Source organism: Devosia sp. 67-54 (assembly GCF_001899075.1).
In the GTDB taxonomy this organism is placed as follows: domain Bacteria; phylum Pseudomonadota; class Alphaproteobacteria; order Rhizobiales; family Devosiaceae; genus Devosia_A.
This window is the reverse complement of sequence record NZ_MKVA01000002.1, coordinates 286,553-303,676: the sequence shown is the minus strand read 5'-3', so window position 1 is coordinate 303,676 and position 17,124 is coordinate 286,553. Positions and strand designations below refer to the sequence as shown.

Annotated in this window: 15 protein-coding genes; 6 read left to right on the top strand and 9 right to left on the bottom strand. The window is 69.7% G+C overall.

Going from position 1 to position 17,124, the window contains the following annotated elements:
- Positions 1–23: 23 nt before the first annotated feature.
- The 6 genes from BGO82_RS02190 to BGO82_RS02165 all read right to left on the bottom strand — a co-directional run bounded on the left by BGO82_RS02190 (position 24) and on the right by BGO82_RS02165 (position 6,482).
- Positions 24–800: a TIM barrel protein gene (locus BGO82_RS02190; protein WP_291303985.1), complete on the bottom strand. Its 777-nt coding sequence runs from the start codon at positions 798–800 to the stop codon at positions 24–26.
- A gap of 159 nt (positions 801–959) precedes the next feature.
- On the bottom strand, positions 960–2,204 hold the full coding sequence (dinB, locus tag BGO82_RS02185; RefSeq protein ID WP_291303903.1) for a DNA polymerase IV: 1,245 nt from the start codon (positions 2,202–2,204) through the stop codon (positions 960–962).
- A 66-nt stretch (positions 2,205–2,270) separates the two neighbouring features.
- The gene (locus BGO82_RS02180) at positions 2,271–2,852 is read right to left on the bottom strand and encodes an AAA family ATPase (protein ID WP_291303902.1); all 582 of its coding nucleotides are present in this window, start codon (positions 2,850–2,852) and stop codon (positions 2,271–2,273) included.
- The gene (locus BGO82_RS02175) at positions 2,849–3,604 is read right to left on the bottom strand and encodes a glutamine amidotransferase (protein ID WP_291303901.1); all 756 of its coding nucleotides are present in this window, start codon (positions 3,602–3,604) and stop codon (positions 2,849–2,851) included. Before BGO82_RS02175 ends, BGO82_RS02180 begins: the two co-directional genes overlap by 4 nt.
- On the bottom strand, positions 3,601–4,614 hold the full coding sequence (locus BGO82_RS02170; RefSeq protein WP_291303900.1) for a LacI family DNA-binding transcriptional regulator: 1,014 nt from the start codon (positions 4,612–4,614) through the stop codon (positions 3,601–3,603). Before BGO82_RS02170 ends, BGO82_RS02175 begins: the two co-directional genes overlap by 4 nt.
- An 11-nt stretch (positions 4,615–4,625) precedes the next feature.
- The gene (locus BGO82_RS02165) at positions 4,626–6,482 is read right to left on the bottom strand and encodes an adenine deaminase C-terminal domain-containing protein (RefSeq protein WP_291303899.1); all 1,857 of its coding nucleotides are present in this window, start codon (positions 6,480–6,482) and stop codon (positions 4,626–4,628) included.
- Positions 6,483–6,591: 109 nt separating this feature from the next.
- Between BGO82_RS02165 and BGO82_RS02160 the strand changes: the two genes are divergently transcribed.
- The 6 genes from BGO82_RS02160 (at position 6,592) to BGO82_RS02135 (ending at position 13,659) form a co-directional block, all read left to right on the top strand.
- Complete coding sequence (locus BGO82_RS02160) at positions 6,592–7,944, top strand: amidohydrolase (RefSeq protein ID WP_291303898.1); 1,353 nt, start codon at positions 6,592–6,594, stop codon at positions 7,942–7,944.
- A complete protein-coding gene (locus tag BGO82_RS02155) occupies positions 7,941–8,897 on the top strand; it encodes a nucleoside hydrolase (protein ID WP_291303897.1) in 957 nt (318 codons plus the stop codon). The genes BGO82_RS02160 and BGO82_RS02155 overlap by 4 nt, the downstream gene beginning before the upstream one ends.
- Positions 8,898–8,914: 17 nt before the next feature.
- The gene (locus tag BGO82_RS02150) at positions 8,915–9,973 is read left to right on the top strand and encodes a BMP family ABC transporter substrate-binding protein (RefSeq protein WP_291303896.1); all 1,059 of its coding nucleotides are present in this window, start codon (positions 8,915–8,917) and stop codon (positions 9,971–9,973) included.
- Positions 9,974–10,043: 70 nt separating this feature from the next.
- Positions 10,044–11,585 (top strand): ABC transporter ATP-binding protein, encoded by a 1,542-nt coding sequence (locus BGO82_RS02145; RefSeq protein WP_291303895.1) that lies wholly within the window; start codon positions 10,044–10,046, stop codon positions 11,583–11,585.
- Positions 11,582–12,715, top strand: a complete 1,134-nt coding sequence (locus tag BGO82_RS02140) for an ABC transporter permease (RefSeq protein ID WP_291303894.1) — start codon at positions 11,582–11,584, stop codon at positions 12,713–12,715. The genes BGO82_RS02145 and BGO82_RS02140 overlap by 4 nt, the downstream gene beginning before the upstream one ends.
- A complete protein-coding gene (locus tag BGO82_RS02135; protein ID WP_291303893.1) occupies positions 12,712–13,659 on the top strand; it encodes an ABC transporter permease in 948 nt (315 codons plus the stop codon). Before BGO82_RS02140 ends, BGO82_RS02135 begins: the two co-directional genes overlap by 4 nt.
- Positions 13,660–14,015: 356 nt before the next feature.
- Here BGO82_RS02135 and BGO82_RS02130 read toward each other — a convergent pair whose 3' ends face one another.
- The 3 genes from BGO82_RS02130 to BGO82_RS02120 all read right to left on the bottom strand — a co-directional run bounded on the left by BGO82_RS02130 (position 14,016) and on the right by BGO82_RS02120 (position 17,101).
- The gene (locus BGO82_RS02130) at positions 14,016–14,582 is read right to left on the bottom strand and encodes a nucleoside 2-deoxyribosyltransferase (RefSeq protein ID WP_291303892.1); all 567 of its coding nucleotides are present in this window, start codon (positions 14,580–14,582) and stop codon (positions 14,016–14,018) included.
- On the bottom strand, positions 14,579–16,441 hold the full coding sequence (locus BGO82_RS02125; RefSeq protein WP_291303984.1) for an adenine deaminase C-terminal domain-containing protein: 1,863 nt from the start codon (positions 16,439–16,441) through the stop codon (positions 14,579–14,581). The genes BGO82_RS02130 and BGO82_RS02125 overlap by 4 nt, the downstream gene beginning before the upstream one ends.
- Positions 16,442–16,528: 87 nt before the next feature.
- Positions 16,529–17,101 (bottom strand): hypothetical protein, encoded by a 573-nt coding sequence (locus BGO82_RS02120; RefSeq protein WP_291303891.1) that lies wholly within the window; start codon positions 17,099–17,101, stop codon positions 16,529–16,531.
- Positions 17,102–17,124: the final 23 nt, after the last annotated feature.

Here is a 17,124-nt window from a genome sequence, read left to right as displayed (position 1 = left end):
TGGATTTCCTGCGGCGGTGCCGGCTATGACAGCCAGGCGCGGATGAACTGCATGCTGTCGGCGATGGCGCGCGCCGGATCGGGCAGCGTCCGCAGCTCCGCCGCGAACGGCTCGAACGAGATCGGCCCGCCATAGCCGGCGGCGCGCAGCGCCTTGAGCTGCGCGATGTTGCCCAGCCGGTCCTTCGGCCCGACCAGCACCCGGTGGCTGTCGCGCATGTCGGATACCGGCAGCGCCGCATCCTCGACGCCCGAAATGTGCACCAGCCCGGTGCGCTCGGGAAACAGCGCCTCCTCGCCGGCCAGATGATGGTGGAACGTGTCGTGCGTCAGCCGGAACACATCGCGCCCGCCCGCGGCATCGATCGCCGCCACCGCCTCGCTCTTCTTGCGCAGCGAGCAGGCGTCGAAGCCGAGGCATTCGACCAGCCCGACGATCCCCGCGGCTGCGAAAATCGGCTTCAGCCCGCGTAGCGCCTCGATGGCGTTCGGCACCCGCTCGCTCTCGCCCCGGCCGCTGCCGTCATTGGCCGCGACTAGCACCAGCGCCTCGGCCCCGCACGCCCGGCAATACTCCGCCAGCGCCGTCGCTTCGGCGGCGCGCGCCGCGCTCCAATGGTTGAACTTCTGCAGCGCATTGATGCTGAGAATGCGGATGCCCGCGGCGGCCGCCAGCCGCTTCACCTCCGCCGGCTCGGGCAGCGGCTGCCCGGCGAGGTCGTTGCGGATCTCGACGTCCGCCAGCCCCAGCCGCCGCGCCAGCGCGAAGAACTCGGCCAGCGGCAGATGCGGCGCCACCATGTGATTGAGCGCGAAACGCAGGCTGTGCTCGGCCAAGGCGACCCTCTCCCGCCGCCCTGCGGCGGCGCCGGGGCAGTCTCTTCGCTGCTCGATGAAACATCGGTTCCGTGCGTTGTCAACTCGGAATGTTCGTTCCAAATCGCCTTGGGACGCGCGCCGCTACAAATCCTTCTCGGCCAGCGCCCGGAAGGCGTCGGGCACGCTGTGCCGCGCCTCGAACACCACCGCGCCATAGCCGATCGCCGCCCACCCGAAGCGGTCGCGGATGCGGTCGATGGCGCGATCGGCGCTCCAGCGCGCCGCGCCGGTCCGCGTCCCCGGCCGCCGCACCTCGTCTCCGCCGCCGAAGCTGAGCTCGAGCTGCAGCAGCGGCTGTCGTTCGAGCTGCGACACCGAGATGGCGAGCAGCGTGATCACCCCCTCGTCCGGATGGTCGCCGAGCACCCCCATCGCCAGCTCCTCCGCCACCTCCGACAGCGTGGTGGTCGCCGCGATCGGCGCCGGCAGCGTCGCCGCCCGGGTGACCGCGGTGAAATCGGCGAAGCGCACCCGCACCGTCACCGTCCGCCCGGCCAGCGCCTTGGCCCGGAGCCGCGAACCGATACGGTCGGCGAGGTGCCGCAGCGTCGGCCGCACCACCTTCAGGGTCGCGGGCTTCCGCCCCAGCGCCGATTGCGCTCCCGCCGAATGCGCCCGGCGCTGCGTCACGATCTCGCGCGGGTCGCGGTTCCACGCCAGCGCCGCCAGCTTGTCGCCCGCCGCCGGCCCCAGCAGCCGCTGCAGCGCATGCACCGAAGTCTGCGCCAATTGCCCGATGGTGAGCACCCCCTGCTCGGCCAGCCGCGCCTTGGTCGCCGGCCCGACGCCCCACATCAGCTCGACCGGCAATCCGTGCAGGAAGTCGAGCTCGCGCTCCGGCTCGATCACCACCAGCCCGTCGGGCTTGGCCACCTGCGAGCCGATCTTGGCCAGGTGCTTGGTGCGCGCCACCCCCACCGAGATCGGCAGCCCGACCTCCGCCTTCACCCGCGCCCGCACCTGCCGCGCGATTTCGGTCGGCGGTCCGAACAGATGCTCGGTGCCCGCCACGTCGGCGAACGCCTCGTCGATCGAGATGCGCTCGACCAGCGGCGTGTAGTCGTCGAGGATCTTGATCGCCGCATCGCCCAGCGCCTGGTAGCGGTCGAAATGCCCGCTGACGAACACCAGCTCGGGGCAAAGCTGCTTGGCCTGCCGCCCGCCCATGCCGCCGCGCACCCCGAAGCGCTTGGCCTCGTACGACGCCGCCAGCACCACCCCGCCGCCGACCGCGATCGGCCGGCCGCGCAGGCGCGGATCGAGCATCTGCTCGACCGACGCATAGAACGCATCGAGGTCGGCATGAAGGATGGTCGCGGCACCCATCGAAGCCTCGCGCTGAACGAGAACATAAAGAGAACATTCAGCGCGGGAGTCAAGTGGGCGGAGACGCTAGCTCAGCTTCCCCGCCTGCAGCGCGTCGACGATCCAGTCGCGGTATTTCTGCTCCTTGCCGGGGATCTCGGGGATCACCCGCGAGGCCTCCTCGATGAACCAGCGGTAGTCGCGGCCCATCTCGGCGCCGCGCCGCGTGTGCATGTCGAGCGCGAAGTCCGGAATCTCGGCCTGCCGCTCGCCCAGCGCCACCGACTGCTTGGCCCAGTTGACCATGTCGTCGGTGGTGCGGTCCTTCTGCCCCGAGCCCAGCACCCGGATGGCGTGCGCCGCAAACAGGAAGCGGTCGTGCTGCGGCCGGGGATAGCGCTGGTGCTGTTGGAACAGCGTTTCAACCAGCACCGGCGCGTCGAGATTGCCGTAGCCCACGTCCTCCACCGCGATGACGCACAGGCGCGACCACAGCATCGCCTCCATCTCCGGGCTGGTGAGATACATCTCCCAGCCGAGCAGCAGCGCATTCTCGACCAGCCCGCGCCGGATCGACTTCTGCAGCGCCGAGATCACCTCGTCGGCGGCGAAGCCATGCTCGGTGGTGGTGCGCTGCCACGGATCCGGCGGCTGCTTGACGGCGATCATCTGAAACTCCCTGCCCAATCGCAAATGCCGGCCCATAGCGGCGCGTAGCCGGGCCAGTCGAGAAACGGCGGCGGCGCCCAGTGCGGCGCAAGGTCCGAGGTGAACGCCACCGAGCGGCCCTTGCCGAACGTCCCCGCCACCAGCAGCGGATCGTCGCCGACCCGCGCGATCAGGCTGGCCCCGGGCCGCGCCACCACCTGGTTGTAGCCGAGCAGCGCCGGCCACGCCCCCGACGGCACGCCGGCAAGGATGGGATGGCCGGCATCGGCCACCACCGGCGCGGCGCCCTCCGGCTTTTCCATGCGGTCGTCGTGGCGGTGCAGCGTCACCGGCAGCACCGCCTCCACCGCGCTGCCGGCATACTGGCCCTTGGCGTCGATCCCCTGGAAGGTCAGGTAGCCGCCCGCCATCACCAGCCCGCCGCCGGCCCGCACATACTCCGCCAGCAGATCGAGGCGGTTGGGCAGCACCTTGCTGCGATTGAACGTCTCGGGGTGCAGCAGCAGCGTGTTGGCGCCGATGTCGCTCAGCAGAACGACGTTGTACTGCCGCAGCGCCTCGAGGCTTCCCGGAAAGTCGCGCGCCGCGTTGTGCGACGGCAGATGCTCGACGCTCCAGCCATTGCCCGCGAGCGCCGCCCGCACCCAGTGGATGCCCTCATTGTATTCGGTGGTGGTGAAGCTGTCGAAGCCCTTCACATGGATCGAATGCGTGGTCCACGATTCCCCCGCGATCAGGATGCGCTTGCTCAAAGTCTCCCCCTTGCTCTTGGACTGGCGACGGACTCGCGTTCGATCAGCGTCACCGGCAGCCGCGTCAGCTTTGGCGCCGGCTTGCGCTGCATCAGCGCATACAGCGCCTGGAAGCCGTGCCGGCCGAGCGCCTCGATCGGCTGCTGGATGGCCGTCAGCGCCGGCGTCAGCATGGCGCCGAGCGGCGTATCGTCGAAGCTGACGAGGCTCATGTCGCGCGGCACCGCCACGCCGGCGCGGCGCAGCCCGCGCATCGCGCCGATGGCGAGATAGTCGGACGAGGCGAAGAGCGCCGTCGGCGGCGTCCGCGCCGCCGCCATCGCCACCACCGCCTGCTCGGCGAGATCGGGCGAGAAGCTGCCGCGATGCAGATGCTGTCCCTCGACGCCGAGCCCCGCCTCGCGCAGCGCCGCGGCATAGCCGGCGAAGCGCTCCTCCGAGGTGAACAGCCCCAGCGGCCCGCCGAGGAAGGCGATGGCCCGGTGCCCGCGCGCGATCAGATGCTGCGTGGCGCGCCGCGCCCCCTCGGTGTTCTCGACGAACACCCGCGGCACCTTGACGCCGGGAATGTCCTCGTCGAGCAGCACCACGTTGCGCCGCTTGCCGATCTCCGCCGCCAGCGAGCCGTCGTCGGGCGTGTTGGTCAGCATGATCAGCCCGTCGACATGATGGTCGCGCAGCCGGTTGAGCGAGGCGATCTCGCGGCCGCGGTCCGAGCGCGTCGAGGAAATGAAGATGGTGTAGCCGTGCCGGTCCGCCTCGTCCTCCACCGCCGAGGCCAGCTCGGCAAAGAACGGCTCGCGGATTTCCGGCACCACGAGGCCGATGGCGTCGGTCTTGCCCGTCGACAGTCGCCGCGCCAGCAGGTTCGGGCGATAATCGTGCTTGGCGATGGCGGCGTCGATGCGCGCCGAGGTGGCGGCCGGCAGCTCGATGCGGTTGTTGAGATAGCGCGACACCGTGGTCTTGCTGACCCCCGCCGCGAGCGCCACGTCGTGAATGGTCGCCACGCCCGCCCCCGCTACCAGACCACCGGGTGCGTCTCACCCGTCGCCACGTTGACGAAGCCCTCGGGCGCCAGCGGCGTCGGCGCCACCAGCACCCAGGTCCAGGGCGAGCAGGTGAGCGTCGCCGCCATCAGCCGCTCGGGAAAGCCCGGATACCAGCGCGGCCGGTAGGTCGGCTCGTACATCCAGTCGACCTTCTCCGCGGCGCGGTAGAGTTGCTGCATCTCCGCATCGAGCACCTCGGGCGGCCGCGCCGTCATCAGCCCGCCGACCTCGAAGCGCACCGTCGCCGCGACCTTGCCGCCATGCACCAGCGCCCAGCCGCCCTGCTGCTCGATCAGCGCGTTGACCGCCATCGCCATCGCCGCATCCGACGAGCCGACGCACCAGATGTTGTGCTTGTCGTGCCCCACCGAACAGGCGAGCGCGCTGTCGGCGTCGCGCGGCCCGCAGCCGCGCCAGAACATCTTCGACACCTTCCCCTCGCCCGAGAAGCGATCGACGATGGCGAATTTGGTGAGGTTTTCGCTTTGCAGCCGCTGCACCGCGCCGTCCGCGACCGGCAGCGTCATCTCGTAGAACACCGGGTGCCAGTGGAACGGCCGGATCACCGCCGCCTGCATCGTCTCGCGCCCCGGCGCCGCCGCAATGCGGAAATCGTCGGCACTGATGCGGCGCTTGATGTTGACCGTGTGCGTCGCCCACGACGGATAGTCGATCTTCGGCGCCGGCCCGGTGTAGCGCGTCCCCTCCGACGCCGGCCTGCCGTCGGCCCACACCTTGGCGATCTTCACCCCCGGCACGTCGCTCAAGAGCACGATGTCGGCATAGCGGCCCGGCGCGATCGAGCCGACATAGGGCGTCAGCCGCATGTGCCGCGCCGGATTGATGGTCACGCACTGGATCGCCGTTTCAGGCGGCAGCCCGGCGGCGATGGCGGTACGGACATTGTGGTCCATGCCGCCATCCTTGAGCGTGTTGCTGGCCGACCGGTCGTCGGTGGTGAGGGCGACCTGCGACCAGTCTGTCAGGCCCCGCTCCAGCAGCCCCGTGATGATCTCGGTCATGGTGTAGATGCGGATCTCGACGAACAGCCCATGGCTGAGCTTGGTCCACGCCTCCTCCGCCGACACCATTTCGTGGTCGGAGGCGAGGCCAGCCGCCGCGAAGGCGCTGATCTCGCCCACCGAGGTAAGGCCCGAAGCATGCCCCTCGACCACGCCGCGTCCGGCGAGCGTCGCGCCGATCATTCCCCACAGCCGGTCGTGCGAGGCGTTCTCGGGGTTCCACACCGCCGGCCAGTCCATCACCTCGTCGAGCCCGGTGACCATGACGCTTTCGGCCATGAAGCCCGCCTGCGCCGGCCCGTCGTAATAGCCCCCGCCCCACTCCCACGCCGTCGGCGGCACCGCCGAGCCGGGCTGCGGAAAGATCTTCAGCGGCGAGCCCGCCCGCCGCGCCATCGTCCAGAAGGCGAGATTGTGCACGCCGTCGACATTGGAGAATTCGTGGCTCGCTTCGCATGTCCAGGTATTGCCGCGCGGGATCGCCAGCGCCGCCTCGTATTCCGGCGTCAGATGCGAGCTCTCGATGTGCTTGTGCACCTCGCCGAAGCCGGGCACCGCCGAAAGGTCGGGCTCGTGCACGCGCTCGCGCACCTCGCCCGCATAGGCGCCGGCCGGCCCCACCCAGGCGATGCGCCGGCCGTGCATCACGATCTCCTGGTCCTCGAGCCAGCTGCGCGTATGCACGTCGAGCAGACGGCCGACGCGCAGCGCCCGGTCGGCCGGCTTCCTGCCGAGCGCCACCAGCGTCAGCTCCTGCCGGATGGCGACTTCGCCGGCGCCGGAAATGAGGAGGTCGTCGGTCATGATTGACGCTGCTGCAAGGCTCACCGGGGGACGCAGCCCAAAGGATTTGACAAGCCCATAATGAGTGTTTTTAGTTGGCTCTGTAAACCGGTTTACTAACTGGGGTGTTATGGGGTCCTCGCTTTTCCACGGCGGCACGGTGCTGACTGTGGACCAGGACGATCGGGTGCTCGCGGGCGGCTGGGTTGCCGTGCGCGACGGCCGCATCACCGCCACCGGCAGCCGCGACACCACGCCCGCCGCCGCCGGATTCGACGAGGCCGTCGACCTCGGCGGCCATGTGCTGATGCCGGGGCTGGTCAACGCCCACACCCACGCCGCCATGGTGCTGTTCCGCGGCCGCTCCGAAGGCCGGAGCCTGCTCACCATGGACGGCTGGTACAACTCCATCCGCGAGCCCGAGCTGTCGCTGGTCGCCTCCGACATCGGCCCCGCCGTCGCCCTGAGCTGCGCCGAGATGGCGCTGAGCGGCACCACCACCTTCTGCGACCAGTACTTCTTCGCCGAGGAGATCGCCGCGGCCGTCAAGGACGCCGGCCTCCGCGCTGTCATCGCCTACGGCATCGTGCAGCTGGGCGACGTCGAGCGCGGCCAGCGCGAGCTTGCCGCCGCCACCGCCTTCCTCGAGCGGCAGCGCTCCGCCGACGGCCGCGTCATCCCCTGGTTCGGCCCGCACGCGCCCTATGTCGACAACACCGAGGAGCTGCTGCTCGAGGAAGTGGCGGTGGCCCGCGAGCACGGCGCCGGCCTGCACCTGCATATGGCGGCCGGCCCCGAGGACAACGAGCTGACCCTCGCCCGCTACGGCCTCACCGCCACCGAGGCGCTGGAGCGCGCCGGCTTCTTTTCCGGCAAGGTGCACGCCGCCCACTGCCTCGATCTCAGCGACAGCGACATCGCCATCTTCGCCGCCCATCCCGAAACGTCGGTGGCCTATTGCGCCACCGCCGGCCTCCGCTCCGGCCGCGCCGGCATCTGCCCCGCCGTGCGCTTGCGCGACAAGGGCGTCACCGTGGCGCTCGGCACCGACAATGTCGCCGCCAACAATTCCTACGACATGGTGGCCGAGATGCGCGTCGCCGGCCTCGTCGCCTCGCATCGCGAGGGCCGCGCCCAGCCGCTGTCGAGCCGCGAGCTGGTGCGCATGGCGACCATCGACGGCGCCCGCGCCCTCGGCCTCGGGCACGAGATCGGCAGCCTCGAGCCTGGCAAGGCCGCCGACCTCGTCGCGGTCGACCTCGGCGGCCCCGGCTATTCCGAGACGCCCGACATCGAGACCCTGCTGGTCTATTCCGGCAGCGGCCGCGACGTGCGGCATGTGTGGATCGCCGGCGAGCCGATCGTGCGCGACCGCGAGCTGGTGCGCCGGCCCTTCGCCGACATCCGCGCCGACTATTCGAAAACCTACGCGGCCTTCTGGGCCCGCGTCGACGACAACAAGAAGACCAGGGACGTAGCGTGACCAGACCCTTCATTTTCGACAGCGATGGCGGCGTCGACGACGCCCAGGCGCTGATCCTGCTGGTGGCCAACGGCCGCGCGCCGGACATCATCACCACCGTGTTCGGCAATGTCGGGCGCGACCAGGCGACCACCAATCTGCTCGCCGTCGCCGCGCATCTGGGCCTCGACGTGCCGGTGCATCGCGGCGCCGACCGGCCGCTGACGCAGCCGATCATCGATGCCACCGATGTGCACGGCAATGACGGCCTCGGCGGCGCCGCGCGCCCGAAGACGCAGGCCGAGCCCGCCTCCGACGACGCCGTCGGCGTCCTCATCCGCACCTTCCGCGACGCCGCCGCCAGGGGCGGCAAGGCCGACATCCTGATGATCGGCCCGCTCACCAATCTGGCGCTGGCGCTGCGCCTTGCCCCCGACATCACCGCCGGCATCGGCACGCTGACCATCATGGGCGGCACCGTCTACGGCCGCGGCAACACCACGCCGGCCGCCGAATTCAACATCTACGCCGATCCCGAGGCCGCCCACATCGTGCTCACCGCCGGCGTCGACACCATCGTCGTGCCGTGGGAGGCGTGCGTCGCCCACTACATGGACGGCGCCCGCGTCGATGCGCTGTTCGACAGGACCCCGCCTTCGGCGATCCGCGATTTCTCGGCGGCGCTGGTCAACCATTATCGCGGCGTGCGCCGCAAGCGGCAGGCGCCCGACAACATGCTCTACGTCGATCCGCTGGCCGCCGCGGTGGTCGTCGATCCGGCGATCGTCACGAAATCGGTGACCGCCTCCTCGAGCGTCGAGCTCGCGCCCGGCCTCACCCGCGGCATGACCCTGGTCGATCCGAGCGGCCGCCTCGGCACCCCCAGAATTACGTTCGTGGAACAGGTCGATCTTGCTAAGGTCGATGCCTTCTACGCCCGTTCCGTTGCCTACGTGCCTACCAAGAAGACCTAATGCCAACAGGAGTGCGCATGTCTTTCCTCTCATCCCTCAGCAAGGCCGCCGCCGGGCTCGTGCTCGCCGGCGGCATGACGGCGGCTGTCGCCGTCCCGCAGGCTTTCGCCGCCGACTACAGCAAGGACAACCCGCTCAAGGTCGTCCTCGTGCTGCACGGCAATCTCGGCGACAAGAGCTTCTTCGATAGCGCCGCCGCCGGCCTGAAGCAGGCCGCCGCCGACCTGCCCGTCACCGTCAAGATCATCGAGGCCGGCAACGACAAGTCGAAATGGCAGCCCGCCCTCGCCGACGCCACCGACGGCGACTACGACGTGGTGATCGCCGGCACCTTCGACATGCAGCCCTATGTTTCCGACATCGCGCCGCAATATCCCGACAAGAAATTCATTATCTTCGACGACGCGCCCGACTACGCCAAATGCGACTGCAAGAACGTCCTGGGCATCAACTACCAGACCTCGACCGCCGGCTATCTCGCCGGCTGGGCCGCCGCCAAGATTTCCAAGTCCGGCATCATCGGTGAAGTCGTCGGCATGGACTTCCCCACCGTCACCGACTTCAAGGTCGGCTTCGACCAGGGCGCCAAGGCCGCCAGGCCCGACATCAAGATCCTGAGCGAAGTGTCGGGCACCTTCTCCGACCCCGCCAAGGGCAAGGAGATCGCGCTGGCCCAGCTCGGCCAGGGCGCCGACATAATCTTCCCGATCGCCGGCGGCACCGGCATCGGCAGCCTGCAGGCGGTGCGTGACGCGGGCGGCGGCAAGCTTGCCGTCGGCGTCGATTCCGACCAGTACGAGATCTTCAAGGCCACCGACCCGGCCCAGGCCGCGGTGATCTTCACCTCGGTCGAAAAGAAGGTCGGCCAGTCGCTCTATCTCGCCCTCAAGAACACCATCGCCGGCACCCAGGAATACGGCAAGGCCGAGCTGCTCGGCCTTGCCGACGGCGCCGTCGGTATCGCCGAGAACGAGAACTACAAAAAGCTCGTGCCCGCCGACGTGCAGGCCGAGGTCGACGGCATCGCCAAGAAGATCGCCGCCGGCGAGATCAAGGTCGACACCGTGATGAAGTAAGCCTTAAGGCTTTCGCGTATCGGCGCCGCGGCCGAGGCTGCGGCGCCCTCCATCGGGGGACGGGGCAACAGTGGCGTTCATCGAAGCACGCGGGATCGGCCGGGTCTATCCGGGGGGCGTCGTCGCCAATGACGGGGTCGACCTCAGCGTCGAAAAGGGCGAAGTCCACGCCGTGGTCGGCGAGAACGGCGCCGGCAAATCCACCCTCATGAAGATCCTGTTTGGCATCGAGCGGCCCGACGCCGGCACGCTGTCGCTCGACGGCCGGCAGGTGCATTTCGACGGCCCGCGCGACGCCATCGACGCCGGCATCGGCATGGTGTTCCAGCACTTCTCGCTGGTCCCCTCCTTCTCCGTCTACGAGAACGTCGCCCTCGGCTCCGAGCCGCGCAAGGGCATCCGGTTCGACCGCGAGGCGGCCATCGCCCGCGTCCGCGGCCTCAGCGAACAATTCCGCCTCAACGTCGACCCCATGCCGCCGGTGCGCACCTTGCCCGTCGGCCAGCAGCAGCGCGTCGAAATCCTCAAGGCGCTCTACCGCAACGCCCGCGTGCTGATCCTCGACGAGCCCACCGCGGTGCTGGCGCCGCAGGAAGTGGCCGAGCTCTTCGTCGCCATCCGCTCGCTCATCGAGCAGGGCTGCACCGTCATCTTCATCGCCCACAAGCTGCCCGAGGTGCTGGAGATTTCCGACACCATCACGGTGATGCGCCAGGGCCGCACCGTCGGCACCGTGAAGGCGAAGGACGTCACCGAGCACGAGCTCGCCACCATGATGGTCGGCCGCGAGGTGGCGCTGCGCGTCGACCGCGCCCCGCGCGCCGCCGGCGCCGAGGTCTGCACCGTCAGCAACCTCCGCCTCGTCAATGCGCGCGGCGCCGATGTGTGCCGGGATTTGTCGCTCGGCGTCAGGGCCGGCGAAATCCTCGGCCTCGTCGGCGTCGAGGGCAACGGCCAGGCCGAGGTGATGGAAGCCATCGCCGGGCTGCGCCACGTCGCCGACGGCCGCATCGTCGTCGCCGACCAGGACATCGTGCCGTTGAGCGTGCTCCGGCGCCGCGGCATCGGCATCGCCTCCATCCCCGAGGACCGCATCGCCGAAGGCCTCGCCACCGGCGCCAGCGTCGCCGAGAACATCGTCGCCACCCGCCTCAAGGACCGCCGCTACGTGCGCAACGGCCTGCTCGACCTCAAGGCGATCAAGGCCAACGCCGTGCGGCTGATCGAGCAGTTCTCGATCCGCGTCAACGGCCCGGCCGTCCCCGTCGGCACCCTCTCGGGCGGCAACATGCAGAAGGTGGTGGTGGCGCGCGAGCTGAGCGAGCAGCCGAAACTGCTTCTGGTCAGCCAGCCGACCCGCGGCGTCGACCTCGGCGCCACCCAGTTCATCTGGAAGACCATCGCGGCGGCGCGCGACGCCGGCGCCGCGGTGCTGCTGAGCTCGGCCGACCTCGGCGAGCTGCTCGCCCTCTCCGACCGCCTGCTGGTGTTCTATCGCGGCCGCATCGTCGCCGCCTTCCACAACCGCGAGGGCCTCAGCCCCGAAACGCTCGGCACCTACATGCTCGGCCTCTCCGAGCAGTCGCCCGAAGAATTGCGAGCCGGCCTATGACCACCGACGCCACGCCGACGGCCCCTGCCGCCCTGCCCGCCGCCACCGCCGCCGGCAACATGAAGCCGCCGACGCGGCTGTCGATCGCCGGCCGCGAGCTCGGCCGCGCCGCCATCGCCGTGATCATCGCCATGATCGCGACGCTGCTGATCGTGTTCTTCGTCTCGAAATCGCCGGTCGACGCGCTGATGACGCTGCTCACCGCGCCGTTCAGCCGCGTGCGCACCTTCGGGCTCTGGGTCGACGACGTCGCCAAGCTGACCATGACTGGCCTCGCCTTCTCGCTGGTGTTCCAGGCGCGGCAATTCGCGCTCGGCGTGCAGGGTCAGCTCTATGTCGGCGCCCTCGCCGCCACTTACGTCGCGCTCTCGCCCATCGGCCAGACCTGGGCCGGCCTGCCCCTCGGCGTCCTCGCCGCCATGATCGCCGGCGGCATCTACGGCTTCCTGCCCGGCATCGCCAAGGCCAGGCTCGGCGCCAACGAGATCGTCTCGACGCTGATGCTCAACTACATCGCCATCGAGCTCTGCAATTTCCTCGTGCGCGTCTCGCTGGTGCCGCCCGGCAGCGGCCTGCTGACCACCGACAAATTCCCCAAGACCTCGCTCTATCCGGTGCTGGTCGCCAACACCCGCATCGACCTCGGGCTGATCTTCGCCATCCTGTGCGTGCTGGGCACCTGGTTCGCGCTCTACCGCACCTCCTGGGGGCTGAAGCTCCGCCTCGTCGGCCACAATGCCCGCTTCGCCGAATATGCCGGCATCAAGGCCAATGCCATCATGGTGTCGGCGATGACCGTCGCCGGCGCGCTCGGCGGCCTGCTCGGCTCGATGTTCGTGCAGGGCCAGGCCTTCGGGCAGTTGACCGTGCTGTTCGAGGGCGGCTTCGCCTTCGAGGGCATCCTCATCGCCATCGTCGCCCGCAACCGCCCGCTGGCGGTGCCGGTGGTGGCGATGTTCTACGCCTATCTCAGGCAGGGCGCGCAGTTGATGAACATCCGCACCGACGTGCCGGCCGAAGTGATCAGCGTCGTCGCCGCCCTCATCATCCTGCTCGTCGCCAGCCAGTTCGGCCTGCCCGCCTGGCTCAAGCGCAACGTACTCGGCACCCGCAGGGGAGCGACCCGATGAACGAGTTCCTGCTCACCGTGTTTTCGGCCGCCTTCCTCGCGACCGTCATCCGCACCTCGACGCCGCTGCTGCTGGCGACGCTGGGCGGCCTCATCTCCGACCTCAGCGGCGCCCTCAACGTCGCGCTCGACGGCATCATGCTGATCGGCTGCCTCACCGCGGTGATCGTCTCGCACTATGCGCCCTGGTATGTCGGCGTCCTCGCCGGCATCGGCGCCGGCGCCGCGGTCGGGCTGGTCATGGCCTTCTTCCATCTGCGCATGAAGGCCGACATCATCATCGTCGGCTTCGCCATCGGCGCGCTGGCGACCGGCGGCACCGTGTTCGCGCTGTCGCTCGCCACCGGCGGCGACAAGGGCACCTCGATCAATCTGCCCTCGGGCGCCGTCCCCGCGGTCGATCTGAGCTTTCTCGGCGCCATCCCCGGCATCGGCCCGGCGCTGGTCGCCATCTTCTCCGGCCATTCGCTGCTGAGCTGGGTCGCGGCCTTCCTGGTCTTTGCCATCTGGTACTTCCTCTACCGCACCCCCTGGGGCCTGTGGCTGCGCGCCGTCGGCGAATATCCCGCCGCCCCGGAAGCGGCGGGCATTCCGGTCAACGCCGTGCGCTTCTGGAGCCTGATCGTTTCGGGCGCGCTCGCCGGCCTCGGCGGCGCCCAGCTCGCGATGTTCAACTTCATCGGCTTCACCGCCAACATGACCGCCGGCCGCGGCTTCATCGCGCTCGGCGCCGTGCTGCTCGGCGCCCGCCACCCGGTGGGCGTGATGTTCGCGGCGCTGCTGTTCGGCGCCTTCGACGGCCTCACCAACGTGCTGCCCGGCCACTACCCCTGGATCCCGCCCGAGCTGATCCGCATGATCCCCTTCGCGGTCACCATCCTCGCGCTGCTGCTGTTCTCCTACCGCGCCCAGCGCGCCCTCGCCCTGCGCGGCGTCAAGGCCTAGCGCAATGCCTCAGTCGGGACTCCTCTCCCGTTTACGGGGGAGGGGGACCAGCGAAGCTGGTGGAGGGGGCGGCCCCCCGCTCAGCGCAAGCGGCCGCCCCTCTGTCGGCTTCGCCGCCACCTCCTCCCATGCCTGCGGCGTAGGGGAGGATCCGACTGCGGACTTTCAGCTTTCCCGTGATCTCTCAGTCAGCCTCACCTCGCCCCTCAGGGGAGAGAGCCTGCCCCGGACCCGATCCGGGGTCGGCGCCTTGGCGAGCGCAGCGAGCCTAGAAGCCGGGTGAGGGGTGCGATCCATCAGTTCGAGCGATGCTTCCCGCAACACGCAAGGTTCAGCACCGATACTACAATTTGGTTCTACTCCCGCGCCGCCAGCAGCCTGAGGCACATCTCGAACGCCGTGGTGTCGGTGTACACCCGCTCCGGCGCCGCGGCGTGCACGATCACCTGCCCGCCGCGCCGCTCGATGCCGCCCTGCATCATCAGATTGTCGGCCATGTCGACGTCCTCGACCGCCAGCCCGTCGGCGCCGCGCAGCCGGCCCGACGCATCGGCCTGCACCGCGCCCTTGTAGTAGTTGATCGTGCGCGTGCGGTGGTCGTCCGCCACATTGGTGTAGCCATAGGCGAGCTTGCCCTGCGCGCACATATAGCCGAGCTCGTAGCAGGTGCCGGTGTCGGCGTTGATGCCGTGATACGGCGTGAGGTTGGCGATGATGGCGTCGGCCGCATCCATCATCTTTTCGTCGATCTCGCTGATCGCCCGCCCGAACAGCCGCTTGGTCGGCTGCGGCGGCACCACGAAATCCCCCGGCGACACCGGGATCAGCCCCGCCGCGCGGGTGAGCGCGATCTTGATGTCGAGCTGCTCGCGCGCATTGGGCAGGAACACCTCCGGCCCCGCCAGGTACACCTTGCGGCTCATGCCCACACCACCTTGTGCGTCTCCCCGGTCTGCACGTTGACGAAGCCCTCGGGCGCCGCCTTGGACGGCGCCACCAGCACCCAGCGCCACGGGCTGCAGGTGAGCGTCGCGAATTTGAGGAATTCCGGAAAGCCCGGCTTCCACAGGTTGAGCGCCGACGGCTGGTACATCCATTCGACCTTGCCCGCCGCCCGATAGAACGCCTGCATCTCGTCGTCGAACGCCTCCGCCGGCCGCGCCGTCATCAGCCCCGCGATCTCGAGCCGCACCTCGGCGACGAGCTTGCCGCGATGCACCAGCGCCCAGCCGCCCTGCATCGCCTCGAGCCGGTTGACCGCCATCGCCATCGCCGCGTCCGACGAGCCGACGGCCCAGATATTGTGGCTGTCATGCGCCACCGAACAGGCGAGCGCGGTGTCCGGGTCGGCCGGCCCGCAGCCGGTCCAGAACATCGCGGCCACCGCGCCGTCGCCGCGATAGCGGTCGACCAGCGCCCATTTGGTGATCATCCGCGCCGTGTCGCGCTGCACCTCGCCGTCCGCGACCGGCAGCTCCTCGACCAGGAAATCCTCGTTCCAGTGGAACGGCCTGAGCACCGCCGCCTGCATGGTCGCGCGCCCCGGCTCGGCCTTGATGGCGAAATCTTTCGCGCTGAGCTCGCGCCCGACCTTGACGGTGCGGCTCGCCCAGTCCGGCCAGCCGATCCGCACCTCGGGGCCCACATAGCGCGTGCCCTCGCCGACCCGCCGGCCGTCGGCATAGACCCCGGCGATCCTGAACGTCTCCACATCGTCGAGCAGCACCAGGTCTGCGTATCGCCCCGGCGCCACCGACCCCACCCACTGCTCGATCCGCATGTGCCGCGCCGGATTGATGGTGGCGCACTGGATGGCGATCTCGGGCTTGAGCCCGTACTGGATGGCGTGCCGCACATTGTGGTCCGACGCTCCCAGCTCCAGCGTCTCCGACGCCGAGCGGTCGTCGGTGGTGAAGGCGACATCCTGCCAGTCCGGCAGGCCGCGCGCGAGCAGCCCCGGAATGATCGCGTCGTAGGAGAACGGCCTGAGCTCGGTGAAGATGCCACGCTCCAGCCGGTCCCACGCCTCCTCCAGCGCCCACACCTCATGGTCCGAGCTCAGCCCCGCCGCGGCGAAGGCCGAGATGTCGTGCGCATCGGTGAGGCCCGAGCCGTGCCCCTCGACCACCGCGCGGCCGGCCAGCGTCGCCCCGATCAGTCCCCACATCCGGGCGTAGCCGGGATTGTCCGGGTTCCACACCGCCGGCCAGTCCATCACCTCGTCGAGGCTGGTGACGTCGAGATGCTGCGAAACGAACCGCTGCTGCTCGTCGTGGCCGTAGGACCCGCCGCTCTCCTCCCAGGCGCTCGGCGGCACTGCCGAGCCGGGCTGGATGAACACCTTCAGCGGCGAGCCGGCGCGCCGCGCCTTCTGCCAGAACTCGATGTTGCGCGACCCGTTGACGTTGGCGAATTCGTGGCTCGCCTCGCACGTCCAGGTATTGCCGCGCGGCAGCACCAGCTCGGCCTCGAACTCCGGCGTGATGTGGGTGGATTCGATGTGCTTGTGCACCTCGCCCAGCCCCGGCACCGCACTCAGCCCCGGATGGCGCACCCGCTCGCGCACCGTGCCGCGATACGAGCCGACCGGCCCGACATAGGCGATCCGCCGCCCGGCGACGATGATCTCCTGCTCCGCCATCCAGCTGCGCGAATACACCGACAGCAGCCGCCCCACCTCGATGGCGAGATCGGCCGGACGCCTGCCGAGCGCCACCAGCACCAGATGCTGCCGGATGGCGATCTCCGCCTCGGCGTCGAGGATCAAATCATCGGTGTCGATCTTGCGCTCCCCCGAGCTGGTAAACCGGTTTACTAACTCTGCCGCGCGCGCCTCTCGCAGACAAGCCGGAAAATGCCGGAGGCCGCCTCAGCCGACGCGCGCGGCGGTGAGCTTGATCGAGCGCTTGCGCGTGTTGGAATCGGTCGGATCGACCCGGATCGCGTCGGGGAAGCCGAGCTCGACATCCACCGTGGCGTCGGCCGCCGGCACCGTCTCCGGCAGCGGCAGGGTGAAACGCTGCGGCGTCCCCGGCAGCACCCGCACCGTGCCCGCCTTGCGGCCATTGACCGTCACCACCACCGGCTGTCCGCGCGGTCCGGCGAAATCCACCGCCACCATCTCGAGCGTCAGCGTCCGCTCGCGCACCGGCCCGTCGAGCCGGAAGCGCAGCCGCGCGCTTTCGCCCACCGCATGCAGCCCGTCGCCGGCCGGCCCTTCCCAGCCGCAGACGCGCAGCGGCGTGATCGCATGCTCATAGCCCGAGCGGAACGGAATCTCGGTGCCGGCCGAATAGGTGCCCGGCACCGGCTCGTTGAGGCAGGTGGTGCTGCGGTCGAGATAATACGCCCGATAGTCCGCCGGCACGTGCGGATGCAGCGCCACCCAGGCGACGCCCAGCTCGAACAGCGCCACCAGCGCCGCCACGCCATAGAGCAGCACTCCACTGCGGGCGCCGCGACCGC

Coding starts and splice junctions, on each gene's coding strand:
- BGO82_RS02190 (WP_291303985.1), bottom strand. CDS start 800: ATGGTGGCGCCGCATCTGCCGCTGGCCGAGTTCTTCGCGCTGGCGCGG.
- dinB (WP_291303903.1), bottom strand. CDS start 2,204: ATGGGTGCCGCGACCATCCTTCATGCCGACCTCGATGCGTTCTATGCG.
- BGO82_RS02180 (WP_291303902.1), bottom strand. CDS start 2,852: ATGATCGCCGTCAAGCAGCCGCCGGATCCGTGGCAGCGCACCACCACC.
- BGO82_RS02165 (WP_291303899.1), bottom strand. CDS start 6,482: ATGACCGACGACCTCCTCATTTCCGGCGCCGGCGAAGTCGCCATCCGG.
- BGO82_RS02160 (WP_291303898.1), top strand. CDS start 6,592: ATGGGGTCCTCGCTTTTCCACGGCGGCACGGTGCTGACTGTGGACCAG.
- BGO82_RS02150 (WP_291303896.1), top strand. CDS start 8,915: ATGTCTTTCCTCTCATCCCTCAGCAAGGCCGCCGCCGGGCTCGTGCTC.
- BGO82_RS02140 (WP_291303894.1), top strand. CDS start 11,582: ATGACCACCGACGCCACGCCGACGGCCCCTGCCGCCCTGCCCGCCGCC.
- BGO82_RS02135 (WP_291303893.1), top strand. CDS start 12,712: ATGAACGAGTTCCTGCTCACCGTGTTTTCGGCCGCCTTCCTCGCGACC.
- BGO82_RS02130 (WP_291303892.1), bottom strand. CDS start 14,582: ATGAGCCGCAAGGTGTACCTGGCGGGGCCGGAGGTGTTCCTGCCCAAT.